The 26,181-nt window shown below is 38.8% G+C and carries 21 protein-coding genes and 2 pseudogenes; 17 read left to right on the forward strand and 6 right to left on the reverse strand.

From position 1 onward, the window contains the following. The first annotated feature begins 2 nt into the window (after positions 1-2). A complete protein-coding gene (locus V3564_RS01230) occupies positions 3-1,412 on the forward strand; it encodes an FAD-binding oxidoreductase (protein ID WP_455481036.1) in 1,410 nt (469 codons plus the stop codon). Between the two features lie 147 nt (positions 1,413-1,559). After that, positions 1,560-2,093, forward strand: coding sequence for a DUF6101 family protein (locus V3564_RS01235; RefSeq protein ID WP_455481037.1), 534 nt, complete (start codon positions 1,560-1,562; stop codon positions 2,091-2,093). Positions 2,094-2,606: 513 nt separating this feature from the next. On the opposite strand, the gene purD is transcribed toward V3564_RS01235, so the two are convergent. After that, positions 2,607-3,881: a phosphoribosylamine--glycine ligase gene (gene purD, locus V3564_RS01240; protein WP_455481038.1), complete on the reverse strand. Its 1,275-nt coding sequence runs from the start codon at positions 3,879-3,881 to the stop codon at positions 2,607-2,609. Positions 3,882-3,972: 91 nt separating this feature from the next. On the opposite strand from purD, the gene ubiA reads away from it, so the two are divergent. After that, on the forward strand, positions 3,973-4,977 hold the full coding sequence (ubiA, locus tag V3564_RS01245) for a 4-hydroxybenzoate octaprenyltransferase (RefSeq protein ID WP_455481039.1): 1,005 nt from the start codon (positions 3,973-3,975) through the stop codon (positions 4,975-4,977). Positions 4,978-5,490: 513 nt separating this feature from the next. Here ubiA and pdxH read toward each other — a convergent pair. Then, positions 5,491-6,114 carry a pyridoxamine 5'-phosphate oxidase gene (gene pdxH, locus V3564_RS01250; protein WP_455481040.1) on the reverse strand — a complete coding sequence of 208 codons (624 nt, stop codon included), beginning with the start codon at positions 6,112-6,114 and terminating at the stop codon, positions 5,491-5,493. A 317-nt stretch (positions 6,115-6,431) separates the two neighbouring features. Here pdxH and V3564_RS01255 point away from each other — a divergent pair, with 317 nt between their 5' ends. The 9 genes and pseudogenes from V3564_RS01255 to V3564_RS01295 all read left to right on the forward strand — a co-directional run bounded on the left by V3564_RS01255 (position 6,432) and on the right by V3564_RS01295 (position 15,207). Continuing rightward, complete coding sequence (locus V3564_RS01255; RefSeq protein WP_455481041.1) at positions 6,432-7,334, forward strand: DnaJ C-terminal domain-containing protein; 903 nt, start codon at positions 6,432-6,434, stop codon at positions 7,332-7,334. A gap of 122 nt (positions 7,335-7,456) precedes the next feature. After that, entirely contained in the window at positions 7,457-8,275 is an 819-nt protein-coding gene (fabI, locus tag V3564_RS01260) for an enoyl-ACP reductase FabI (RefSeq protein WP_455481042.1), read from the forward strand. Between the two features lie 132 nt (positions 8,276-8,407). After that, complete coding sequence (aroC, locus tag V3564_RS01265) at positions 8,408-9,496, forward strand: chorismate synthase (protein ID WP_455481043.1); 1,089 nt, start codon at positions 8,408-8,410, stop codon at positions 9,494-9,496. Positions 9,497-9,511: 15 nt separating this feature from the next. Further along, entirely contained in the window at positions 9,512-10,618 is a 1,107-nt protein-coding gene (gene ribB / locus V3564_RS01270) for a 3,4-dihydroxy-2-butanone-4-phosphate synthase (RefSeq protein WP_455481044.1), read from the forward strand. Positions 10,619-10,625: 7 nt separating this feature from the next. After that, the gene (locus V3564_RS01275) at positions 10,626-10,880 is read left to right on the forward strand and encodes an exodeoxyribonuclease VII small subunit (protein WP_455481045.1); all 255 of its coding nucleotides are present in this window, start codon (positions 10,626-10,628) and stop codon (positions 10,878-10,880) included. Between the two features lie 160 nt (positions 10,881-11,040). Next, positions 11,041-11,326: pseudogene (locus V3564_RS01280) on the forward strand (1-deoxy-D-xylulose-5-phosphate synthase N-terminal domain-containing protein); the annotation flags it as partial. A gap of 31 nt (positions 11,327-11,357) precedes the next feature. Beyond that, on the forward strand, positions 11,358-13,280 hold the full coding sequence (gene dxs / locus V3564_RS01285; RefSeq protein WP_455481046.1) for a 1-deoxy-D-xylulose-5-phosphate synthase: 1,923 nt from the start codon (positions 11,358-11,360) through the stop codon (positions 13,278-13,280). Position 13,281: 1 nt separating this feature from the next. Next, positions 13,282-14,025: a TlyA family RNA methyltransferase gene (locus V3564_RS01290; RefSeq protein WP_455481047.1), complete on the forward strand. Its 744-nt coding sequence runs from the start codon at positions 13,282-13,284 to the stop codon at positions 14,023-14,025. Continuing rightward, positions 14,022-15,207 (forward strand): annotated as a pseudogene (locus tag V3564_RS01295) (class I SAM-dependent RNA methyltransferase). Before V3564_RS01290 ends, V3564_RS01295 begins: the two are co-directional and overlap by 4 nt. A gap of 65 nt (positions 15,208-15,272) precedes the next feature. Here the strand turns inward: V3564_RS01295 and tldD are convergent. Continuing rightward, positions 15,273-16,691, reverse strand: a complete 1,419-nt coding sequence (tldD, locus tag V3564_RS01300) for a metalloprotease TldD (protein WP_455481048.1) — start codon at positions 16,689-16,691, stop codon at positions 15,273-15,275. 103 nt (positions 16,692-16,794) lie between these two features. Next, entirely contained in the window at positions 16,795-17,337 is a 543-nt protein-coding gene (locus tag V3564_RS01305; RefSeq protein ID WP_455481049.1) for an invasion associated locus B family protein, read from the reverse strand. A gap of 399 nt (positions 17,338-17,736) precedes the next feature. On the opposite strand from V3564_RS01305, the gene cyoE reads away from it, so the two are divergent. The 4 genes from cyoE (at position 17,737) to rnhA (ending at position 21,330) form a co-directional block, all read left to right on the forward strand. After that, positions 17,737-18,654: a heme o synthase gene (gene cyoE, locus V3564_RS01310; protein ID WP_455481050.1), complete on the forward strand. Its 918-nt coding sequence runs from the start codon at positions 17,737-17,739 to the stop codon at positions 18,652-18,654. Positions 18,655-18,843: 189 nt separating this feature from the next. Further along, positions 18,844-19,875 carry a 4-hydroxy-3-methylbut-2-enyl diphosphate reductase gene (gene ispH, locus V3564_RS01315; RefSeq protein ID WP_455481051.1) on the forward strand — a complete coding sequence of 344 codons (1,032 nt, stop codon included), beginning with the start codon at positions 18,844-18,846 and terminating at the stop codon, positions 19,873-19,875. A gap of 23 nt (positions 19,876-19,898) precedes the next feature. After that, a complete protein-coding gene (locus V3564_RS01320; protein ID WP_455481052.1) occupies positions 19,899-20,858 on the forward strand; it encodes a homoserine kinase in 960 nt (319 codons plus the stop codon). Between the two features lie 4 nt (positions 20,859-20,862). Beyond that, positions 20,863-21,330 (forward strand): ribonuclease HI, encoded by a 468-nt coding sequence (gene rnhA, locus V3564_RS01325; RefSeq protein ID WP_455481053.1) that lies wholly within the window; start codon positions 20,863-20,865, stop codon positions 21,328-21,330. Between the two features lie 23 nt (positions 21,331-21,353). On the opposite strand, the gene V3564_RS01330 is transcribed toward rnhA, so the two are convergent. Continuing rightward, positions 21,354-22,235 (reverse strand): protein-disulfide reductase DsbD domain-containing protein, encoded by an 882-nt coding sequence (locus V3564_RS01330; RefSeq protein WP_455481054.1) that lies wholly within the window; start codon positions 22,233-22,235, stop codon positions 21,354-21,356. A gap of 70 nt (positions 22,236-22,305) precedes the next feature. Between V3564_RS01330 and V3564_RS01335 the strand changes: the two genes are divergently transcribed. Then, the gene (locus V3564_RS01335; RefSeq protein ID WP_455481055.1) at positions 22,306-22,890 is read left to right on the forward strand and encodes a YqgE/AlgH family protein; all 585 of its coding nucleotides are present in this window, start codon (positions 22,306-22,308) and stop codon (positions 22,888-22,890) included. Positions 22,891-22,935: 45 nt separating this feature from the next. On the opposite strand, the gene V3564_RS01340 is transcribed toward V3564_RS01335, so the two are convergent. Then, on the reverse strand, positions 22,936-25,821 hold the full coding sequence (locus tag V3564_RS01340; RefSeq protein ID WP_455481056.1) for an EAL domain-containing protein: 2,886 nt from the start codon (positions 25,819-25,821) through the stop codon (positions 22,936-22,938). Between the last annotated feature and the right edge of the window lie 360 nt (positions 25,822-26,181).

Raw genomic sequence — 26,181 nt, forward strand, 5'->3', positions numbered from 1 at the left:
AAATGGAGCAGGAGTTAATTGAGAGATTTAGAAAAATTGTTGGTACTGCGCACGCTATAACAGATCAGGCGTTGATTGCACCATATTTGCTTGAAGAACGCAAATTTTTTCATGGGAAAACACCATTACTTTTACGGCCATCTTCTCCCGCAGAGGTATCATCAATTATGCAGTTAGCCAGCCAAACACATACACCGATTGTACCTCAAGGGGGGAATACAGGCCTCGTAGGTGGTCAACAGCCAGATGAGAGTGGGGACAACGTTCTTTTATCCATGGAAAGATTAAACAAGATTAGATGTATTAATCTTGAGGGCGATTTTGCTGTGGTGGAGGCTGGTGTTATTTTGCAGGACTTACAGAAAAAAACGGATGAATCAGGTCGTTTTTTTCCTCTTTCTTTGGCTTCGGAAGGTTCCTGCCAGATAGGAGGAAACCTTTCATCTAATGCTGGAGGGACAGCTGTTTTAGCTTATGGCAATATGCGTGAACTTTGTCTTGGTTTGGAAGTTGTTTTACCCGATGGCCGTATTTTGGATGATTTGCGTTTTGTAAAGAAAGACAATAGCGGGTATGATTTGAAAGATCTTTTTATTGGTGCGGAAGGTACTTTAGGAGTTATAACAGCAGCGGTTTTAAAGCTTTTTCCAAAGATTAAAGGAACAGCAGTTGCTGTGGTGGGATTGTGTAATCCAGCTAGAGCTCTTGAGTTTTTATCTCTTGCTCAATCTTATGGAAAGAGGATGTTGACTGGTTTTGAGCTTATGGGAAAGCTCAGCTTGCAAATGGCTTTAGACTACAAAATGTGTGAGAGTTTTCCTCTTGAGCACGAGCATGAATGGTATGTATTAATCAATATTTCATCATTTCAGGACGATGATGAGGCATTATCAGTGTTAAGTGTTATTTTGGAAGAATCTTTAAAGGATGCTGTGATAGAGGATGCAGTTATTGCACAATCATTAAAGCAGCAAGATTTTTTTTGGCAATTGCGTGAAAGTATATCATCCGCACAGAAGTTAGCAGGAGGATCCATAAAACATGATATTGCGGTGCCTATTGCCTCTATTCCTGATTTTATCGCTGAGGCAGCACGTATTGTTGAAGATATTGCTCCAGGCTCACGGGTAGTTTGTTTTGGCCACATGGGTGATGGAAATTTGCATTATAATGTTACACAGCCCGTAGGAGCTGATACTGCAGTATTTTTACAATTATGGTCACGAATGAATCATCACATTCATAGTTTAGTGATGCACTATCAAGGTGCGTTTTCTGCTGAGCATGGAATTGGTCAGCTTAAGCGTGAGGAACTTCGCACTTTTAAATCACCTGTTGCGTTGGATATTATGCGAGGGATTAAGAACATGCTCGACCCTTTAGGGATTATGAATCCTGGAAAAATATTATAGTTCAAGAGAGGTAATTTTTTACGTGTTTTTGTTTAGATTTAAATAACCAAGAAATAAACCAGTTGTTTTTTATTCAATATTTTAATAATCCAATTAGGAAAAGTTGCTAAAGGGTACATGTTATTAAAATAAATTGGGACATTGTATATGGCTAATCAATGCTTTAATCAGGCAAAAGCGGTGCTTGAATTTCGGTTAGATCCGTGCCATTTGCCACAAACAACAGCATATTTTTCACCAAAAACGGGCAGTCAAATAATTTGTTCGTTAAGTGAGCGTGGTGTTTTTTTAAAAACGGATACTCCCTCAAGCTTATCACGTTTAGTCCTGTCTTATCATTTCAAAGGAATTGCAGCACGCACTGTAAAAACTCTTTCAGGAGAAAGAGCTGTTGCATTAGAGTTGTTTCATGCAGATGAGGAAGCTTGCATTCCGCTTTTAGTTTCTAGAGATTTGAATAATGTTCTTTTGGATTGGAGACTATGGGCGGATACTTATGACCTTCCTATGCTTATGATCAATGAGGATAATCGCGTTATAGTTGTCAAAGATCGTTCTGATCTACGCCGATTTTTTTGTACGACACTGCATTCTAAACAAAAGCGCTTTTTACTTCGTTATAGCAATCCTTTAGGTTTGCGTTTGGTGATCGCAAATCGGATTGTGCTACAGAAGTATTGATATAGTTCATTTTGCTATTGTGCCGTCATACGCGTTTGTTTTCGCTATATTTTTGCATCTTATTGATTGTAAATGAGAGCTTTGTTTGACAACATACATTTGCAGTAGGCATCTGCGTTAGATATTCCTTCCATTGTGGTTGCAATAACATGCCTTTTTCAAGGAAGCTAAACTATTCAGTCTTAATGAAAATGAGAGAACCTTATCGACTAATGTAAGCTTTGATTTTGTAGAAATCATTAAAGTATTGGTAAGTTATAATAGAAAAAATTTCACAGTTTTTTCTATGCAAGGGCAATGGCAGTACATGATGCTTGTTTTCAAGCTTAATAAGCAAAAGGTTGTTTGTAAAAAGTGGTGAGCAAATGAGTTTAAATATAGCAACAAGATAATCACGTGGCTGCAATTACAGTGTTATACTCAGACAACATTTTTTCAAAACTATGAAAAATATGGAACAATTAGCAGATTCACATGGAATTATTAAATTATAAAAAGGAATATTCAAAAAATTTAGCTTTTTTGCGCAATGGCTCGCCATCCGATATCGCGGCGAACAAAGCCTTCTGGCCAATCAATACAATCAACAGCTTCATAGGCGCGCTTTTGCGCTTGCATAACAGTTTCTCCCGTTGCTGTTATATTTAAAACGCGTCCACCATTAGCAATGAGTTCTCCATTGCGTAATGCTGTTCCAGCTTGAAAAACTTTCACATCAGGGAGAGCATTTATCTTATCAAGATTGCGGATAACAGTGCCTTTTTTGGGAGAATCTGGGTAACCTTTAGCGGCCATAACAACAGTTAAAGCAGTTTTTTCAGACCATTGAAGGGGTTTCTGTTCAAGATTTCCTTGAGCTGCTGCAAGAAGAATTGGAAGAATATCATCTTTGAGACGCATCATTAAAACCTGACATTCAGGATCGCCGAATCGTACATTAAATTCAATTAATTCAGGTCCTTTTTGCGTTATCATTAATCCAACGAAGAGAATACCTTTAAAGGGAGCTCCCATTGTGTTCATGTTGTATAGAGTTGGTTCAACAATCTCTTTGAGGGTACGGTTAATCATTTCCTTGGTCATGATGGGAGCTGGTGAATAAGCTCCCATGCCGCCGGTATTTGCTCCAGTGTCACCATCACCTACACGTTTATGATCTTGAGCAGATCCAAAGGGGAGAGCAATTTTACCATCACAAAGACAGAAGAAGCTTGCTTCTTCACCTTCAAGAAAAGATTCTATAACAACTTTTTTTTCTGTATTACCAAAGGCACTTTTGAAGCAGGTATCAACCGCGTTAAATGCCTCTTCCATTGTCGTTGCAACAACAACGCCTTTACCGGCAGCTAACCCATCGGCTTTAATAACAATAGGAATACCTTGTTGACGAATGTAGGCTTTAGCTTTTAAAGCATCATTAAAGCATTGGTAAGTTGCCGTAGGAATGTTATTCTTATAGCATAAATCCTTTGTAAAAACCTTTGAACCTTCTAGCTGAGCAGCTTTTTGAGTAGGTCCAAATACACAGATATTAGCTTTATTAAGGGCGTCTGTTATACCTGCAACAAGAGGTGCTTCTGGCCCAACAACCACGAGGTCAATAAAATGTGTTTTACAAAATTCAATGACAAGAGGATGGTCATCAATGTTCAAATCAATATTTTCACCAAGTTCCATTGTTGCAGGATTTCCAGGAGCACAATATAATTTTGTTAGCAGTGGTGACGCTGCTATTTTCCATGCTAAAGCGTGTTCTCGTCCGCCTGAGCCTATAAGAAGGATGTTCATTGTTTGCTCCTATCACAGAAGATGATTAAATGAGTTTTCTTGTCATAAGAATGAAATGCCTCTATCGCAAGACTAAAGGTAAAATTATTTGATGAAAAAAAGTAAAAATATTGCACATATTCAATCCTGTGAGAGTCAGGGACGGGTTGTGGATGCATCCTCCAAACAATGGGTCTATCAATTTCTTCCGTGTTCTTTATGGTTTTATGCCCAATTGGCACGTTGGGATCGGCCTATCGGATGGCAATTGTTGATGTGGCCTTGTTTTTGGTCAGCAACGATGGCTTTTCTTTCTTATGAAATGCATCGATTGCCTCTTTTACCAATGTTACTTCATTGGTTCTGGTACCTTTTTCTTTTTTTTCTAGGTTCCATAGCTATGCGGGGCGCAGGATGTACTTGGAACGATCTTGTTGACCATAAAATTGATTCTCAAGTTGAGAGAACACGTTCTCGTCCATTGCCAACAGGCCATGTGAGTCGATTTCAGGCAAAAGTTTTTATATTGGTGCAATGTTTGGTTGGTTTAGGTGTCTTATCACAGTTTAATAAGTTCAGTTTTTTCCTAGGCATTTCGTCGTTAGTAGCGGTTGCATTTTATCCTTTTATGAAGCGTGTGACATATTGGCCACAGTTTTTTTTAGGTATTGCGTTTAATTGGGGGGCATTAATGGGTTGGGCAGTTGTGTGTGGAAGTCTGAGTTTGGCACCAATTTTACTTTATATGGGATCTATCTTGTGGACGATAGGGTATGACACAATTTACGCACATCAAGATAAAGAGGATGATGCTACTGTTGGTGTACGTTCCACAGCACTTCTCTTTGGTAAAGGCACTAAACGTGCTTTAGTGTTTTTGTATGGTGGTTTTGTAGTGCTTGTCGGCTTGGCATTTTATTTGGCACGAGTTCCCATTCTTAGTTTTTTGGGGCTTTTTGCGGCAAGTATCCACATGTTTATTCAAATTAAAGTTATTGATATAGATGACAGTTTGCAATGCTTAAAGCTTTTCAAATCTAATTCGTTTGTTGGTTTTGTGGTTTTCGCTGGTTTAGTATGTGGTGGTATATGGATGATAATTTATCCTATAGTTTAACCAACAATAAATTAAAAAACAAAATCATGTGCTATATGATGCTGAAAGTGAAGGGAATTAAAACCTAAAGGTTCTTGTCTTTTGCGATTTTTGTAGTCTGTTCGCATTCTATGATTAAGCTTTTTTATTACAGCCTTAGAGCTCTTTCCCATACAAAATTGCAATCTTGTCAAATTTTGATTATTTCTAGGATAAACTAAAAAAGATTTTAGTGAGGATGTCCGAATTCATCCACCTTTGCCTTAATCCAAATTGCTATTCCATTAGGGTTGAAATGTGTGAGACCATTTTACCTTTTACGCTTCGTTTTAGCATCGCTGACCACCTTACTAGTTTTTTTCAGAACTATACTTTTGTCTCGATGGTTTTGTAATTGCAACCTTTTTTCGCGTGGTATAGTAGGCAGATGTGACTCTCCAATTTAAACTGGTTTAATGATCTGCTTTTAATTTTGTAAAGGGCTGTTTAATCGTTATTATAAAGATAAAGTCTCATACTTTAGAGTTTGAAAAATCAGGGATAAAGTTTTTGTTTTCGCCAACCGTTATCTTCAACGGAATCGCGTGTAAAGAGCAGGCGGTCATGTAAACGAAACGGGCGATCACGCCAGAATTCGATAGAAAGGGGGGTAACGCGGAAACCGGACCAATAAGGTGGGCGTGGGACATTTCCTACTGCATAACGTGTAGTATATTGAGCAATTGCCTTTTTGAGGGTAAGATGGTTCTCTAATGGTTGAGATTGTTTGGATGCCCATGCACCAATTTGACTACCACGTGGTCGCGATTGGAAATATGTGTCTGCCTCTTGATCACTAACTTTTTCAACAATTCCTCGAATTCTGACCTGACGGCAGAGCGATTTCCAGTGAAAAGCTAAGGAAGCTTTCATTGATTTTAAAATTTCTTGTCCTTTGCGACTTTCATAGTTGGTATAGAAGACGAAGCCTTGGAGGTTGTAATCTTTTAGAAGAACTATGCGAACATTAGGCAAACCCGTTTCATCAACTGTTGCTAACGCCATAGCGTTAGGATCGTTTATTTCGCTTATTGTTGCCTCTTCAAGCCACTTTGCAAAAAGTGCAAAAGGTTTTCGCATTTGCGTAAAATCGTCGTCTGTTTGTACTTTATTGCTCATAGTATCTCCGAATGTTAGTGAGTATGAGTGAGGAACTCTTTAATTTACTGTGTTACCAAGACAATAAAGAGCTGTTTTTTCTTATTTTAAAAAGCTAATGCTGTCATGTACTATTATAGTGTTTTAACCATTTTTGTTTTTAGCGTAGAATGCAATGAGCTATATTAAATAAATTGTCTATTTTATCTGGTATTTTAGTTTCTTGATAGACATATAAAGAGAAGAAACCATTCTTTAAGATAGACTGATGGAGCTGTGAAAAACATTGAATAACATCTCAGTTGATATTTTGAAAACGAAAATGAAAAGAGGGCAATATGCGTGATCCGTACACGATTCTGGGTGTGGCACGTACCGCAAAACCGCAAGAAATTAAATCGGCATTTAGAAGATTAGCAAAAAAATATCATCCAGACCACAATATGGATGATGCAAAGGCTAAAGAGAAATTTTCTGAAATTAATCAAGCGTATGAGATTATAGGTGATAAAGACAAAAAAGCACAATTTGACCGCGGTGAAATTGATATAGAAGGAAAGCCGCTCTATCAAGCCTATGGCGCGGGTGAAAATTTTAGCAATAGCCACAATCCTTTTTCAGGAGGGGCAAAAGGATTTGGTTTTGGTTCTTCAGGCGGTGCAGGTTTTGATGCGAGCGATATTTTTCGCGATCTATTTGGGAGAGGAGGGAGCTTTTCGAATTCTGCACAATATAGTCGGTCTCAACAAGGAGCGCATGTTCGTGCCAATCTTTCCGTCACATTGGAGCAGATGGTTGGTGCAGAAAAGGTAGAAGCTGTTTTTCCTAATGGAAAAAAGTTAAAAATTAAGCTTCCAGACTATGTTGAAGATGGACAAACCATTCGTTTAAAAGGTCAGGGAGAAGAGGTAGCTTACGGTCAAGCGGGAGATGCGTTGGTAACCATTCACATTCAGAAACATTCTCGTTTACGGGTTGAAGGAAGGGCACTCCATCTTGATTTGCCAGTTCCCCTTAAACATGCAGTTCTGGGAGCCAAAGAAGAAGTTGAGACTTTGGAGGGGCGTGTGGTCTTAACTATTCCTGCTTGGTCGAGTTCTGATCGTGTTTTACGGTTGAAAGAGAAAGGACTTCGTTTAAAAAACGGCAAAAGAGATGATCTTTATGTGCATGTTCGTGTCATGTTGCCGGAAGATGGAGACGCTGCATTAGAACAATTCTTGCAAATGCAGAAAGGTTAATTTTTGAGTTATATAAAAACATAATTTTTGTTTGATATTAAACCAATTACTTGAAGAAAAAGTTGACCTATGTCATAGGCAAATAAGTAATATTAATTTCAAGGAGCAGTAGGGCAGTGCTGATGGCTAAAGGTAATGGTTTATTGTACGGCAAGCGTGGTTTAATTTTAGGGCTAGCCAACAATCGTTCTATCGCTTGGGGGATCGCTAAAGCAGCGAGTGCAGCGGGGGCAGAGCTCGCTTTTACCTATCAGGGTGAGGCGATGAAAAAGCGCGTTGAGCCTTTGGCTGAGGAAGTAAAAGGGTTTGTTTGCGGTCATTGTGATGTTTCTGATAGCGCATCTATAGATGCGGTCTTTAGAGCAATAGAGAAGAAATGGGGCAAATTAGATTTTTTGGTTCATGCTGTTGGTTTTTCTGATAAGGGCGAATTAAGTGGCCGTTTTGTTGATATTAGCGAGTCGAATTTCATGATGACCATGAATATTTCTGTTTATTCCTTAACAGCTCTGACGAAGCGTGCAGAAAAATTAATGCCAGATGGCGGTTCGATTTTGACATTGAGCTATTATGGTGCAGAAAAGGTTGTCCCCAATTATAATGTGATGGGGGTTGCTAAAGCGGCTCTTGAAGCGAGTGTGAAATATTTAGCGGTGGATTTAGGTCCTAAACATATTCGTGTTAATGCCATATCTGCTGGGCCAATAAAAACCTTGGCTGCTTCTGGCATTGGTGATTTCCGTTATATTTTAAAATGGAATGAATATAATGCTCCCTTGCGTCGTACGGTAACAATTGAAGAGGTTGGTGATTCTGCGCTTTACTTTCTTTCAGATCTGTCTCGTTCTGTTACCGGTGAGGTGCATCATGTGGATTCAGGTTATAACGTCATAGGCATGAAGGCTGTTGATGCACCAGATATTTCCGTCGTTAAAGAATGACTTTTGGTTTATAGTGGTGGCTTGACCAAATTTAGAGCGGTCAAACAGTATTCTGGGATGGAGACAGTTTATTTGCACGGTTTTACATAGGCTGTGGTTGCATATATTTGACGGAGAAACGGGGCATTTTTTATGTCGCATAATACATTTGGTCATTTGTTTCGTGTAACGACATGGGGAGAGAGCCATGGAACTGCTCTTGGGTGCGTCATCGATGGCTGCCCTCCAGGAATTGTTTTTACTCTTTTAGATGTTCAGTCTTATCTTGATAAACGTAGGCCGGGACAGTCCAAATATACAACGCAACGTCGAGAATTGGATCAAGTAGAGGTGCTTTCAGGGACTATTGTTCAGGATGATGGGATGACATTGGTGACAACGGGTACACCAATTTCCCTGTTGGTTCGAAATACGGATCAACGTTCTAAGGATTATGCCCAAATTGCTCATCAGTATCGTCCTGGTCATGCAGATTATACTTATGATGTTAAATATGGCATCCGTGATTTTCGAGGTGGCGGGCGTGCTTCAGCGCGTGAGACAGTAGCACGTGTTGCGGCAGGTGCTCTCGCGCGTAAAATTGTTCCTGGTTTGATTGTACGGGGAGCTGTGATAGCGATTGGTCCTTATACGATTAATCGCGATCGTTGGAATTGGTCAGAGGTTGATAACAACCCTTTTTTTACCCCTGATGCAGAGATGATACAGGTTTTTAGTGATTATATCGACAACGTACGTAAAGATGGTTCATCTGTTGGTGCTGTTGTTGAGATTGTTGCAGAAAATGTTCCGGCAGGTTTGGGAGCACCTATTTATGCAAAACTTGATCAGGACATTGCATCATTACTCATGTCGATTAATGCAGTAAAGGGGGTAGAAATAGGTGATGGTTTTGCAGCAGCTCGCCTGACTGGAGAAGAAAATGCAGATGAAATGCGGATGGGAAGTGATGGAAAACCATTCTTTTTATCCAATCACGCGGGTGGTGTTTTAGGCGGAATATCAAGTGGGCAGCCAATTATTGCACGTTTTGCTGTAAAGCCTACTTCATCAATTTTAACACCTCGTCGTTCAGTTGATGTTGATGGTAATGATGTAAATGTTGCAACGAAGGGACGTCATGACCCATGTGTTGGGATTCGCGCGGTTCCTGTTGGCGAAGCGATGGTCGCTTGTGCTATTGCTGATCATTATCTAAGGCATCGCGGTCAAGTCGGATGATGCAAAAGGTGAATAATGGCATATGATGAAAAAAAAATTATTTCTGCATTGCAAGCTTTTAAACGCGGTGAAGTTGTTGTGGTTACCGATGATGATGACCGTGAAAATGAAGGCGATTTGATTGTTGCTGCTGCCCATTGTACAGAAGAGAAGATGGCGTTTATCATTCGCCATACAACAGGCATTATTTGTGCACCTATGCCAAAAGAAGAAGCGCAACGGTTTAATCTTGCTCCTATGGTGTCAGATAATAATTCCATGCATCGTACTCAATTTACTGTTAGTGTTGATTTTAAACATGGCATAACAACGGGGATTTCAGCGCACGACCGTACATTAGCTGTGCGTAATCTTGCTAATTCAAATGCTGATGCAAATGATTTTATCCGTCCAGGACATATTTTCCCTTTGATCGCGCATAACGGGGGAGTTCTTATGCGTTCAGGGCATACGGAGGCAGCTGTTGATTTATGTAAACTAACTGGTTTATCGCCAGTTGGTGTTATCGGTGAGCTGGTCAATGATGATGGAAGCGTTAAACATGGGGATGAAATTACAAAATTTGCACAAGATAATCAATTGCATATAATAACGGTTGCAGATTTGATTGCTTATCGCCAACGTAAGGAAGTGTTGATTAGGCATGTTGGAGAAATGCATATTGAAACACCAATAGGACCAGCTGTTGTGCAAAGTTATCAACTCCCTTGGGAAGTAATTCAACATATTGCAATCATTTTTGGTGATATCTGTGACGGTGAGGATATTCCTGTATGTTTATATCGTGAAAATATTGTGAAGGATATTTTTTGTCGATCTTCAAATATTACAGCTATTATGCAGCGTATGATAGAAAAAGAAAAACGTGGTGTGTTTGTTTATTTGCGTGAAGAATCTGCTGTTGTACAATCAGCTATTGGCACTCAAGAGATGGCGAGAGAAGGCTTGGAAAACCACTTACAGGCAATTGAACGTGAAGAAGAATGGCGCCAAATTGGCTTAGGATCACAAATTTTGAAACATTTAGGAATTAGTTCTATTGTTGCTTACGCTTCTAAAGAGCATCATTATGCAGGTTTAGAAGGTTTTGGAATTCGTATATTCAGAGCAGATATTTTATGAGGATTGCATGAAACAAGAGATAAAAAAAGGGGATGTTACAGCATTAAGTTTTGAGGAAGCGCTTAAGCAACTTGAAGTGATTGTAGAGAATTTAGAACGTGGAGATGTTCCTTTAGAGCAGTCGATCGAGATTTATGAGCGTGGTGAGTCTCTTAAAAAACATTGTGAGAAACTTTTGAAAATGGCTGAAGTTAAAGTTGAGAAAATTCAGCTTTCAGAGGGAGGTTCTCCAGTAGGGACAGAGCTTCTTGATTCTGAATAATAGTTTAAGTAATTTTGATATATTTATTGCAAGATAGGAGATGCAGTAATTTAATTTAAGGGTACGAATTTTATCGGTTTCCTTAAATCATCACCTATAGAAAACGTTTTTCAGTAAAAATTAGGTGAAAGTATAAATGGAAGAGGGGAGAAGACATATTTTGTCTCGGATATTGACGCTACTACTTGATCGTATTTTTTTTCCACATAGTTTGCGGGCATTGCTAGAGTCTGATTTAGTAAAGTTAGCTGATGAGTTGCTGATAGAAACAATTGATGCGGTTTCCGTAACAGATGGTCATCTTGATGCGAGGGCTTGGTGTTATTGAGCTCACTGTTGCATTGCAGTATGTTTTTAATACGCATGAGGATAAGATTATTTGGGATATTGGTCATCAAGTTTATCCGCACAAAATTTTAACAGAGCATAGAGATAGAATTTGCACATTTTTGGTAAGGTAATATTAAGGAGCTTTTTTTGTCTCGGATATTGACGCCACTACTTGATCGTATTTGTTTCCCACATGATTTGCGGGCATTGCCGGAGTCTGATTTGGTAAGGTTAGCTGATGAATTGCGGACGGAAACAATTGATGCGGTTTCCGTAACAGGTGGTCATCTTGGCGCGGGGCTTGGTGTTATTGAGCTCACTGTTGCATTGCATTACGTTTTTAATACACCTGAGGATAAGATTATTTGGGATGTTGGTCATCAAGCTTATCCACACAAAATTTTAACGGGACGTAGAGATAGAATTCGCACATTGCGTCAAGAGGGTGGATTGTCAGGTTTTACGAAGCGTTCAGAAAGTGTGTATGATCCATTTGGTGCAGGTCATTCTTCGACTTCTATTTCAGCTGGCCTTGGCATGGCGGTGGCTAGTGCTTTGAAAGCAGAGGAAAGGCGGAACATCATTGCTGTGATTGGTGATGGTGCTATGTCTGCTGGTATGGCTTATGAAGCGATGAATAATGCTGGTGCTTTGGATGCGCGTTTGATTGTTATTCTTAATGATAACGATATGTCTATTGCACCTCCTACAGGTGCTATGAGTGCTCATCTTGCACGATTGGTTTCTCGTCCTGCTTACCGTAGTTTGCGCGAACGTGTAAAGGTATTAGGCGAAAAACTGCCCAAGTTTTTTTTAGATAAAGCACGTCGTTCAGAGGAATTTGCACGTGGTTTTTTGGTTGGGGGAACTTTGTTTGAGGAGCTTGGTTTTTACTATGTTGGACCAATAGATGGCCATAATTTAGAGCATTTATTGCCTGTTTTAAAAAATGTTCGTGAATATCCTAATGGTCCTGTTTTGGTACATGTGGTTACGCATAAAGGTAAGGGATATGCACCTGCAGAAGCATCATCTGATAAATATCACGGTGTTAATCGTTTTGATATTGTAACAGGAAAACAGGTTAAAGCACTAAGCGGTGCTCTTCCCTATACTAAGGTATTTTCTAAGGCTTTAATAGAAGAAGCTACGCATGATGATAAGATTGTTAGTATAACCGCGGCAATGCCAACGGGGACAGGTCTTGATGCTTTCGCTGAAAAGTTTCCTGAAAGAATGTTTGATGTTGGTATTGCTGAGCAGCATGCTGTAACTTTTGCTGCGGGCATTGCCTGTGAAGGGTATAAGCCTTTTGTCGCGATTTATTCTACTTTTTTACAACGTGCTTATGATCAGATTATTCATGATGTGTCGATTCAAAAATTACCGGTACGTTTTGCAATTGATCGAGCAGGTTTTGTGGGGGCGGATGGCGCAACTCATGCAGGTAGTTTTGATATTGTTTTTTTGGCAACTCTTCCTGAATTTGTTGTTATGGCGCCTTCTGATGAAGTTGAACTGATGCATATGGTACGTACCGCTGCAGCTTATGATCAGGGACCACTTTCTTTTCGTTATCCGCGTGGTGAAGGTGTTGGTATAGATTTACCGCAGCGCGGTGAGCTATTAGAGATTGGAAAAGGACGTGTTCTGCGTGAGGGAACTAGGATAGCTTTGGTTTGTTTTGGAACGCGGATGTCAGAAGTTTTGATAGCTGCTGATAAGTTGGTGGCAGAGGGGTTGTCTACAACAGTTGCGGATGCACGGTTTGCAAAGCCTTTGGATAAGGACTTGATGCGTCGTTTGGCACGTGAGCATGAGGTATTGGTAACAATTGAAGAAGGTGCAATAGGCGGATTTGGAGCGCATTTATTACAATTTTTGGCGCAAGAAGGACTCTTAGAACATGGTTTGAAAGTTCGTACATTAAAACTTCCTGATGAATATTTAAACCATGGTCCACCAGAGAAAGTTCTTTCGCGTATCGGACTTGATGCTGTTGGTATTGTTAATACCGTTTTTACTGCTTTGGGACGCGAGATTCAGACAGTACAGAAAATTCGAGTATGAGATGGCCGTTAGGAAAAGGCTTGATATTCTTTTAGTTGAAAAAAACTTTTTTACGACTCGTTCACGGGCACGTGATGCTATCGTGCGCAAAACCGTTAAAGTTGGCGGCGAAATAATTTTAAAAGCTGGACAGATCATTTCTGATGATGCAAAAATTGTAGTTTGCGATCTAGCGCAGAATTATGTTTCACGTGCAGCGTTAAAATTGATCAGTGCACTTGATGTATTTCCGATTGTAACGGATAAAGTGACTGCCATTGATATTGGTGCGTCGACAGGTGGTTTTACACAGGTTCTCTTAGAGCGTGGGGCAGCTCATGTGATTGCTGTTGATGTTGGTCATCATCAGTTTGATGCACGCTTGTTTGGAAATAGTGCTATAACCTTATTAGAAGGTTTAAATGTTAGAGATTTTAAGCGGAAACATTTAGACGGGCGGGAAATTGATCTCGTAGTATCGGATGTCAGTTTTATTTCTCTTAAGCTTGCATTACCTCCTGTTTTGTCTTTAGCCAAAAATGGAGCTCAAGCGGTTTTATTGATAAAACCACAATTTGAGATTGGTCGAGAAGGCCTTGGTAAGGGTGGGGTATTGAGAAACCTATCAGCAGCAAAACAAATCGCTGAAGAGCTTTTTGATTGGCTAAATACTCAAACAGGATGGACTGCAAAAGGTTTATTGCCTTCACCTATTTTAGGTAGTGACGGCAATTTAGAATATTTGTTATTCGGAGAAAAAGAGTGAGCAATGAGGTTGCAATCGATCATATTGGCATGAATGGTCATGGTATTTCCAACACACCGCATGGCCCTATTTATGTCCCTTTTACTTTACCAGGAGAGGTTGCTACAATCGCTCTTCGTGGAAAATATGGAACACTTATTGCTTTAGAAAAGAAGTCGCTAGAACGCATTGATGCTGTTTGCAAACATTTTGAGAATTGTGGAGGGTGTGTTCTCCAGCATTGGCGCGCTGATGCTTATCGTGCTTGGAAACGGCAATTGGTTGTTGATGTGCTTAAAGGGTATGGACTTGATGTTGTTGTTTCACCTTTAATTGAATGTAAGCTCTATAGCCGCCGGCGAATTACTTTAACGGCATCCATGACACCACAAGGTTATAGAGTCGGTTTTAATCGTCATCTCTCTCATGATATTGTGGTTCTTGAGGAATGTCCAGTGAGCTGTCCAGAGCTTATATCTCAGTTGAGTAATATTAGAATGTTATGTGCTTTTCTAAGCAATCATGTAAAGCGGTTTCATGTTACAATAACACACGTTGAAAATGGTTTAGATGTTGCTTTAAGTGGTTGTGTTATACACCATGAGTCTATTCGTCAGAAAATGGTGTCTGCAGCCCTTTCATGCGGGATTACACGGTTGTCTGTTGAAGGTGAAGTTTTGGTTGAATAAGAAAAGCCATTGGTTTACTTTGGAGATGTTTGTGTTGAATTTCCGGCTGGTGGATTTCTCCAAGCGACTTATGAAGCTGAGAATATCATAAGCAATATTATTTTGACTCATTTTAAAAAAGTAAAGAATGCTGCTGATTTATTTTCAGGAGTTGGAACCTTCACATTGCGCATGGCTAATTGCAACCGGTTTAAGAACAGTAACTTGTGAAAAGCGTGATCTTTTTCGACGTCCATTTTCTACGAAGGAACTTGAGTGCTTTGATAGTGTCATTTTTGATCCTCCACGCGCTGGTGCAGAGGAACAAGTACGTGAATTGGCTAAAGCAACAATACCACGTGTAGTGGCTATTTCATGCAATCCTATTACATTTGCTCGTGATTTATCTCTTCTTGTGGCAGGTGGTTATACAGTAGAACAAATCACACCGATTGATCAATTTTTATGGTCACCACATGTTGAAATTGTTGCTGTTTTGAGCAAACGCAAAACAAAGAAAAGCTGGAAGCTTTAACCTAAATTGAAGAGTTCTTTTGAATTCCGTTGAGAGTTTTTTAAACCACGTTGATTTAGTATATTTTATGAAAGTGCCGTTCCACCAATTGTCATATTATTAATTCGCAGATGAGGTTGTCCGACACCAACAGGAACGTTTTGTCCTGCTTTTCCGCACATACCAACACCGTTATCAAGTTTGCTGTCATTTCCAATCATCGTAATACGTTTCATAGCATCTGGTCCATTTCCGATAAGGGTTGCACCTTTAATTGGCGCTACAATTTTGCCATTTTTTATTCTGTAAGCTTCGGTGCATTCAAAGACGAATTTTCCAGAAGTGATATCAACTTGTCCTCCACCAAATGAGACAGCATAGATACCATTTGTTAATGAAGATAGAATTTCTTCAGGTGTTTTGTCTCCTCCTAGCATGATCGTATTTGTCATTCGCGGCATTGGCGCATGTGCATAGGATTCACGCCGTCCATTTCCAGTTGACTTAACCCCCATAAGTCGAGCATTTAGCCTGTCCTGCATAAAACCAATAAGTTTTCCATCTTCAATAAGGACATTACACCCTGATGGAGTTCCTTCATCATCGACAGTGAGTGAGCCACGACACTGAGGGATTGTACCATCATCAACAACTGTCACACCTTTGGCGGCAACTTGTTGACCCAAAAGTCCAGAAAAAGCAGAGGTTTTTTTACGGTTGAAATCACCTTCTAAACCATGACCTACGGCTTCATGAAGCATAACGCCAGGCCATCCATTAGCTAAGACAACATCAAATGTTCCTGCTGGTGCTGCTTCTGCCTCTAAGTTTATTAAAGCCATACGCAAGGCTTCATCAGCAGCCTTTTTCCAATTTTCTTCACTAATGAATTGGCTAAATGCTTGCCGTCCACCACATCCGTAGAATCCATTTTCACGCCGATTTCCTTCAGCAGCAACTACAGATATAGAAAGCCGTACAAGAGGACGAATATCACGAACCAGATGCTCATCTGCGCGTAAAATTTCAACATGCTGTAATGAACCGGAAAGAGAAACAGTAACTTGGTGCAATTTATCATTTTTTGCACGTAAATAGGCATCAATTTTTTGCAAAAGTGCGCTTTTTTCTTCAAATGATGGAGCATCAAGGGGGTTATGTGGTTGATAAAGTCTTTTGTTTGTGTGTTGAGGTGCTGCGTTATAAGGTCCTGCATGATTATTATAAGTAACAGCTTTTGCTGCTTCGCTGGCACGTTTGAGTGCAGCAGCTGATAATTCACTAGAGTGTGCATATCCAGTAGCTTCTTCAGCAACGACGCGCAGACCAAATCCCATATCCTGATGAAATGAGCCATTTTTAAGCTGTCCATTATCAAATAAAAGGGTTTCACTTTCTGTATACTCTAGGTAAAGTTCACCATCATCAGCATGACGAAGCGTTTCTTGTACAAGTGATTGCACTTTAGATGAAGCAATATCAAAATAGTCAATCAGTGATTTCATAGTGGTTATCCTATTTGATGGGTGCTTGAAAGATTCCCATTTATCTTGTTTAAGAAGCTGTGAAGTATACTATGGGGTCTTAATCATTCGATGCACGTAAAGTTCATTGTGTTGGTAAGGTTGCATAAGCATCACTAAGACCATGGAGATCAATGAGACCTTCAACTGCTTGCTCGGGAGTTGTAAAAATAAAATAAGTTACCATTTTACCTTTTAAAAAGAGCTGTAGTGCGTCTTCTTTAAGAAAAGCTTCAGCAACACAATTATCACCAAGACAACGATGATATTCTATTCTTCCCATATTGTTATCGTCAATTTTCAATTCAACACCGGGACGCAACTCAACGCGGATCGGAGTGAAAACACGCATCAAAGCTCCTCGATTTTTAGGGAGCTTATAAAATGTAACGCGGAAAGTAATGTCATGGCGGTTTTTTGCATGCACATTTTGTACAACTTCACATTGTATATTAGGTGTGCCTGGTGGTAGGGAGCAAACTTTTGTCCACGCGCCGTACGTTTGTGGAGCAGGGATATTTTGCACATGAGATGTTTGTGCGATAGCATGATTGGTAGAAATATTATAGAGTGTATAAATAACAGCACCAACAAAAAAAGTTCTTTTTAGCAATTTATAAAGTACCATGGGAAGCTCTAACTAGATCAGGATTACACTATTAAACTCTGCATAAAAATGAATTCTCAAAGTGAAATTATAACACAAAACCATTATCTATCCAAACATATTAATCTGTATGCACAAAATAAAGAAAAAATAGAAAAACAATATGTCACATAAGGCAAGATTTGTAGCATTGCTTTATAATGTTTGGTATGATGTGTTTTTTATGGTAGAGTTATAGTATAAAAGCAATGTGTGTTTAAAAAGTATATTTTTGTTGCAGATACTTCTGCCTGTTTTTAGGGAGGACGTACAAGAGAGGTATTCTGTATGTTCTCAAAACATGTTACATTAATTGGTCATTCCCATATGCCAGACAGTATTTTTTGTGAATGACAGAAATGAAAAAGGTCTTTGAGTGGAATGTCTATTTCAGGAGAATTGTCGACTGCAAGTGGTAAAACAATTCCGCTAAAATCTGGGATTGGTGATTATATCACGTTATTAAAACCACGGGTTATGTCACTTGTTGTATTTACAGCTCTAGTTGGATTGGTGGTTTCGCCTGTTCCTATCAATCCGTTTTATGGGTTTTTAGCAATTTTGTGTATTGCTGTAGGTGGTGGTGGTGCAGGAGCACTTAATATGTGGTATGATGCTGACATTGATGCAGTGATGAAACGTACCCAAAATCGTCCCATTCCTACTGGTAGAATAAGTTCCAAGAAGGCGTTTGTCTTTGGCATGGTTCTTTCCGTGTTGTCCGTGTTAGTTATGGGGATCTTCATTAATTGGTTTGCAGCACTTTTTCTTGCATTCACAATTTTCTTTTATGTCGTTATTTATACAATTTGGCTAAAGCGTATAACGCCACAAAATATTGTGATTGGTGGTGCAGCGGGAGCCTTCCCACCAATGATTGGATGGGCTGCTACAACAGGTACAGTGAGTATTGAGAGTTTTTTATTATTTTTAATCATTTTTATGTGGACACCACCACATTTTTGGTCTCTTTCTTTGTTTTCATCTCTTGATTATGATGCAGCGGGTATTCCTATGATGCCTAATGTACAGGGCGAGCACTCAACAAAAAAACAGATCTTATTGTATACTATTCTTATGGCAATATGTGCTTCTGGACCATGCATTACTGGTTTTGCAGGAATTTTCTATGGTATTTTCTCGACAATTTTGAGCGTTATCTTTGTTTATTTCTCCTATCGTTTGTGGAAAGCTAATACGCATGACGCAACTGTTCTTATGGCAAAAAAAACGTTTTTCTTTTCGTTATTTTATTTAGCTGCCGTATTTGGAATTCTTTTGATTGAATGGCTTGTTTAATATTTTATTAATCCCCTGGTGCAGTAAAATTAAAGATAAAAGCTAAATTAACTTTGCATGGAAAAATACCATAAGTATAATGTTATTATAAAGGATGGTATTTCTAGTTTTCTCTTTACACTGCTTGTGTGAGTATAACGATAGCCTGTTTGAAATTGTGGTAAGAGTCATAGATATTAAGGATGGTTTATGTCTGCACTTCCCCTTTTAACGATGCGTCTTTGTAATCCTCGTGGATTTTGTGCTGGGGTTGATCGTGCTATTCAGATTGTTCTACTTGCATTAAAAAAATATGGAGCTCCAGTGTATGTTCGTCATGAAATTGTGCACAACCGTTATGTAGTTGAGGGTTTGCAGCAACGGGGAGCCATTTTTATTGAAGAACTTGATGAGATTCCAGAAGAACATCGTGGTCAACCTGTTGTATTTTCTGCCCATGGTGTGCCAAAATCTGTACTAAAAGAGGTTCGTCATTATAATTTATTTTATCTTGATGCTACATGTCCTTTGGTTTCTAAGGTTCATAAACAAGCGATACGACATCAACGTTATGGTCGTCATGTTATATTGATTGGTCACTCTGGTCATCCTGAAGTGGTAGGAACAATGGGACAACTTGAAAAAGGGGCTGTTACGTTGATTGAAACGATAGAAGATGCTTTGCATTATCAGCCGGATGATCCAGATAAATTAGGATTTGTAACGCAAACAACACTTTCTGTTGCGGATACAGCAGGGATTCTCTCTGTATTACAGAGACGTTTTCCTACGTTGGAGGCACCAACTGCCGAATCAATTTGCTATGCTACTACTAATCGCCAAAATGCTGTTAAGGCGGCGGCGTTGGGGAGCGATCTATTTTTGATTGTTGGTGCACCAAACTCTTCTAATTCACGACGTTTGGTCGAGGTTGCTGAGAGATCTGGGGCGAAGCAGGCTATACTAGTGCAAGGGGTTGATGACATTGATTTTGACTGCCTTGGAGCTCTTTTTGTTGTAAGCCTTTCAGCTGGGGCATCTGCTCCTGAAATTATTGTTCATGAAATTATTACAGCTTTTCGTAAGCGTTATAACGTTAAAATAGAATTAACTGAAACTGCAGTAGAAACAGAGACATTCTTAGTTAATCGTGAATTACGCGATGTCATTTTAGCCCCTGAAGATATGGCTTTTGTTAATGGTCAAGTAGAGAAATTAACAAATGAACATGATGATACATAAAAGGCTGAAAATGAAATAGAAACATGGCAGTTCATACAGATGTTCATCCAAATGATTTGAAGGTATTTTTGACACGTTATTCGATAGGTTCGCTTTTATCCTATCAAGGCATAGCGGAGGGGATCGAGAATTCTAATTTCATACTGTATACGACAGAAGGGAGGTTTATTCTAACACTTTATGAAAAACGTATTTTAAAAAATGATTTGCCTTTTTTTTGCAGTCTTATGCAGCACTTAAGGCGGCGTGGAATTCTTTGTCCTGAACCAGTAGTGCAAAATGATGGAACAACAATCGGTGAATTATCAGGACGTTCCGCTGCTATTATTACTTTTTTGGAAGGAATGTGGATTCGTCAGCCTAATATATATCATTGTGGAGAAGTGGGGACTAGTTTAGCACAGTTGCATTTAGCGGGGCAGGATTTTACACTCAGCCGTAAAAATACTCTTTCTGTTATGGACTGGAAGTTATTGTGGGAACATTGTCAAACGAATAAAGATGCGTTGTTAAAGGAGTTTGGGAAAAAAATTGATATAGAATTGGCTTTTTTACAAGAAAATTGGCCGTCAAATTTACCAACAGGCATTATTCACGCGGATTTATTTAATGATAACGTGTTTTTTTTGAACCATCGTCTTTCTGGTATTATAGACTTCTATTTTGCGTGTAATGATTTTTTTGCTTATGATTTGGCTATTTGCTTGAATGCTTGGTGTTTTGAACATGATCATTCCTATAATCTTACCAAAGCACGTAGGTTATTGGAAAATTATCAAAAAATAAGGCCATTGCTTCCCTTAGAATTGAATGCAATTATTCTATTGGCACGTGGTGCGTCTTTACGTTTTTTACTTACACGTCTTTATGATTGGTTCAATACACCGCCTGATAGTTTTGTAATTAAGAAAGATCCATGGGAATATTGGCATAAACTTTGTTTTTTTAGTAGTATAGTTTCATTAAGTGAGTTAGGTTTTTGATTGTATGTTAAATCAGCAAAAAGTCGTTGAAATTTATACAGATGGTGCTTGCTCAGGAAATCCTGGAGTTGGAGGGTGGGGGGCAATTTTACGCTGGAATGGCCATGAACGTGAGCTTCGTGGTGGAGAAGTGTATACGACAAACAATCAAATGGAATTGATGGCGGCAATTTGCGCATTAAAAGCACTTAAAGAAGCTTGTTTGGTCGAACTTTATACAGATTCAGTTTATGTGCGCAACGGTATATGTAAATGGCTTGAAGGTTGGAAAAAAAATAATTGGCGTACTGCATCAAAAAAGCCTGTGAAAAATATGGAGTTATGGCAAGCTCTTGAGGATGCATGTTCTTGTCACACTATCAGGTGGCATTGGGTAAAAGGACATGCTGGCCATCCCGATAATGAGCGTGCGGATGCACTTGCTCGGAAAGCAATTACTGAGTACCGTGAAAACGGATGGTTTTCGAAATAATCTTTTTTGCAAGACTTTCTCTTTTATAGTGGATTAGAAAGAGGGGTTGGTTGCGTATAGAGTGTGAATTTTCCACTTAAAGCATGACTTTTAAAGGAAACTGTATAAAAAATTGTGTGGTTTTCTTCATCTGGTATGAAATAGAGTGGAGCGCTAAAAAGTGTATACTCTGTGTTCTCACTTACTTTTTTTGCTGGCCCAATTTGCATTTCTCCTCCATCTAAAAAGAGAGAAGTAGGTGTGAGTTTGTTGTTATTCTGTATTTTTATGAAAAGATTATTTGTATCTTTTTGAGCAGTTATTTTAAATTCATTGTGTGTTGTATCAGGTAGAGCAGTTTGGGCGTTTTTTAATAAGGAAGCAGGAAGACGTTTGTTCTTGAGTGCAGGTGATGAAAAATCAAAGTTAACAGTAAACGGAAGACAGATTTTATTACACAATCCAAGAGTTAACGCACCACTTAAACTTTCGTTTGAACCAGAAATAGTGAAAGGCAATACTACTTTATCTTTATAGCCTAATGACCAGTCATTTTCTGTTTTATAAAGTTGTGGTGTGGGATAAAAGATTTCATAAGAAATCTGTTGATTGAAGTTAAAAAATGGTGCCATGCCTGAATTACCCGGGTTACGCCAGTAGGTTTTCCATCCTGGTTTAAGAACAATTTCAATAATTCCGTCCCTTATTCCAGAAAGAGATGGTTCGGTAATAGCTAATCTGATACGGCCACCATCTGATTCATACCAAGATGTTGCAGAAAGATATGAGTTCTGTTTTGTTTGAGCTTTGATAGGGATGTTAAGTAATTCTAACATTATGCATGTTAAGCTTAAAATAACTAAAAGTTTTTTATAAAAGAAAGTTACGATATATTGTAATTTTGTAAATATTTGAATTTTTTTCATTGGAGATTTAATTTCCTTTTATACTAACTGAATTAAATTTTATCATGTAATTATGGAGAGTAGCAGATTGATGAAGCAGTGTAATGGCTTTTTAGGTGGACAGTTGCTCATAGCAATGCCTGGAATGAATGACCGACGCTTTATTCGTTCTGTTATTTATGTTTGTGCGCATTCTGATGCTGGTGCTATGGGGATTATTCTCAATCAATTGCATCATATTGACTTTCCAGAGCTTTTGCTTCATCTCGGGGTCATAAACAGTGAACAAAGAAAAACTCTTTCTGAACCAATAAAAAAGTTTCCAGTACGTCATGGTGGACCTGTTGATCCTTCGCGTGGTTTTGTACTTCATTCAGATGATTATATTTGTAAAGAAACTGTTTCTATTGCAAATGAGATCTGTTTTACTGCAACAATTGATATATTAAAAGCGATCAGTTGTGAACAAGGTCCAAAACATGCATTGATAGCATTAGGTTACGCTGGATGGAAAGCGGGACAGCTCGAGGCAGAAATCTCTGCAAACGGTTGGCTTATCAGTTCTACGTCACCTAGTTTTCTTTTTGAAAGTGATTTAAATCGCAAATATGATGAAAGCTTAATTCGCATGGGGATAGATCCAGCCTATCTCACTTCTGAAATGGGGCACGCGTAGAGTTTCACTATTTTCCGAGTTTTTTATTCTAGAATATCTTATCTGCTATGTTTTAATTGTATAAGGAAAATGATTTTGAACGAGACTGATTAACTCTCCGATGGCAATTGGCTTAGTAACGAGTGTGCTTTGAACATATTTACAGCCTTCTTGGCGTAGGAAAATCGCTTCTTTCTCATTTTCAACACCTTCTGCGATGATTTGCAAATTAAGGTCAGTTGCCATATTAATAATGGACTTGAGAACAAGCTTTTTCTTGAGAGAGTCGATCGAGATAAGTGAACGATCCAATTTAACTATGTCAAATGGATAACGCACGAGATAGGCAAGTGACGAATAACCTGTTCCAAAATTATCTAGTGCGAGATCCATTCCAAGTGCTTTAATTTGTTCAAGAAAGTGTGCTGATTGTTCCGGATTTTTTCTTAAGACAAATTCGGATATTTCTATCATCAATCTCCCTTTTTTGAGTGGGTAGCGAAGTAAAGTGGAGCGCAATTGACTGATGACGCTAGGATGAATCATTTCCGCGCTTGGTAAATTGATTGAAATAAAGAAAGATTGTTGGGAAAATTTTTCTTGTACATTTGTAAGGTCAATAACGGCATTCTCGATGATGAATTGTGCTAAATCCATAACGGTTTGTTCATTTTCTACAATCTTTATAAAGTCAGAAATACTTAAAACTCCATAATTTGGATGATGCCATTCTACAATCGTTTCAAAACCAATAATTTGTCCATCTGATAAATTAAGAATAGGATGGTAGAGGATTTTTATTTCATTGCGTTTTATGGCATAATGAATATCTTTCCCCATAGTGTTATGCTCAATACCCAAAGTACGGAAATTGGGGCGAAAAGGTTCAATGTGGTTGCCACCCATTTGTTTTGCGCGGATCATTGCCAGTTCGCTATCATTTAAAATATCTTGAGCGGTCGATCTATTTTCACTCCATGTGACCAGTCCAATTGATGTTGAAAGCGTGATTCTTTTTTCTGTAAGTGCAATAGGTGCTGAGATTGTTTTGTGCAGAGAATCTGCAAATGCTGCAATCTTCTGTGGTTCAGTTTCACTGAGTAAAATGATTGCAAAACGGTCTGCAGAAAGACGTGATAAGGTATCTTGAAAGTTAATAAGGCGGCTCAAACGGCGTGCTATGATGAGCAGTACAGTGTCACCAACAGCTATGCCTAACTTGCGATTAATTTGACGGAAATTGTCAAAGTCAATCATAAAGACGGTTGGTTTAATTTTGATATTCGCTTTAGCCAAAGAGGTATAGTTTTGTAATCTGTCGAAGAAAATTTGTTGGTTAGGGAGACCCGTTAGGCTGTCGTGAATTGCATCATGCAATAAGCGTTCTTCGGCTTTTTTGTGATTGGTAATATTGACAATGGTTCCAATGACACGCGTAATTTTCCCATCTTTTTGCATAGCTGGGCGTGCGCGGAGAGAAAACCAATGATAGTAGCCACCACCAGAAGACAGTCGAAAAACTTGATCGATACGTCCTTTTTTGTTTTTAAGAATGATATCCAATATGGCTTGAAAGCGTTCACGATCATCATGGTGCAAGGCTGAAATCCAGTTGTGCATAGAACCATTGAGTTTGTGGATTTCAGTGCCAAAAAGGGTTGACATGTTTGGGTGTACAACAATGCGGTCACGTTCAACGTTCCAGTCCCAAATAATATTTCCAGCTCCTTTTGCTGCAAGCACTTGTTGTTCAAGGTCGGAAAATATTCCTTCATGGAAAGCATCATTAGAAAAAGTTTGTTGCATAACAGTAAAGCTGATAAGCAGAACAATGAGCACCAGTCCCCCTGCTAATGCTGGCTGGATAATATCGTTGTTTAAATATCCTTCTATGCAGGCATAAGCTCCAACACACCAGAAGCTAATGAGCAACCATGTTGGGATAAGCATGATTGCACGGTCATAGCTTCGGATCGCAAAATAGCTAATTAAAATTATACCAAGCACAGCAGTGAGACCAAATGACAAACGAGCAATTCCAGCTGCTCTGGTTGGGTCATAAATAGCAAATGTTCCCAAACCACAAAGAGCGATAGTCCATATAATTGCACCATAACTGAAGTGATAATGCCAACGGTTAAGGCATAAATAGGTAAAAAGGAAAATGAAGAGTGTAGCAGCAAGCGCTACTTCTGTGCTAGCACGCCAAATCGGTTGCGTTGTTAGAGTAACTGCAAAGAATTTGTTTAAAAAGTTAAAGTCAATGCCAATATAAAAGAGTACCGCCCAAGCGACAGCTGCTGTTGCAGGAAAGAGGCCTGTTCCACGAACGACGAAGAGAACAGTTAACAAGAGTGCTAAAAGACCTGATATACCAAGAAGAATACCATGATAAAGCGTATAAGAATTTATTGCACTCTTATAGGCTTCAGGTTGCCATAAATAAATTTGTGGTAAATTTGCAGAGTTAAGTTCGGCAACAAACGTAACGACAGCACCAGGATTAAGTGTAATACGAAAGATATCAGAGTTTGCACTAGCTTGACGATCGAGAGAAAAACCTTCACTTGGAGTTATGGATTGAATCCGGGCTGATCCAAGATCTGGCCAAAGGAAGCCTGAATAAGCCATGCGATAATGTGGTGCAACGATAAGACGGTCGATTTGTTCGTCTGTTGGGTTTGCAAGAGAAAACACTGCCCAGTTTCCAGAAAATTTTTCACTTTTTGCCTGCACTTCAATGCGCCATACAATACCATCTGGTCCTGGTGCTGTACTTGTTTGAAAGATAGAGTTGTTTGTATGGTAAATTTTGATTGCTTTTGAAAGGTCAAGAGCTGCATCTTGAGAAGAAATTTTAACTGGCTCAATTGCCTGTGCTGACGTAAGGTGGATAAAGGAACTGATGGCTACAATAAAAATGATGCCAATTATTTTACGCAAACTCTTCACAATGTCGCACTCTCAGTATTTTAGGGTGTTTAATTTTAATTTAGACTTTCAAGAAAAAATGTTCATTTAATTTGTTCTGTATAACAAAGCGGTTATCATGTTTTTTTGAAAAGTTGTACGATTTTATACAAAAATAGATCAAACCCTCATTTGCCTCAATGAAGCTTGAAGCTGATAGAGTTTTATATTTTTGTGAGGCAAAAATAAACCATGAGTTTTCAGATTTCACAGATATACCTTTGCTTATCAAAAACTTTATCATATGAAGTGGGAATTGGATAGTTTTGTACACCTACTTTGATAAATATTTTCTAAACTTATTTAGCGAAAAGAACTTTTGTGGTAAATTTTATTATAAAA

It is taken from the genome of Bartonella sp. B12(2025) (genome assembly GCF_053795135.1).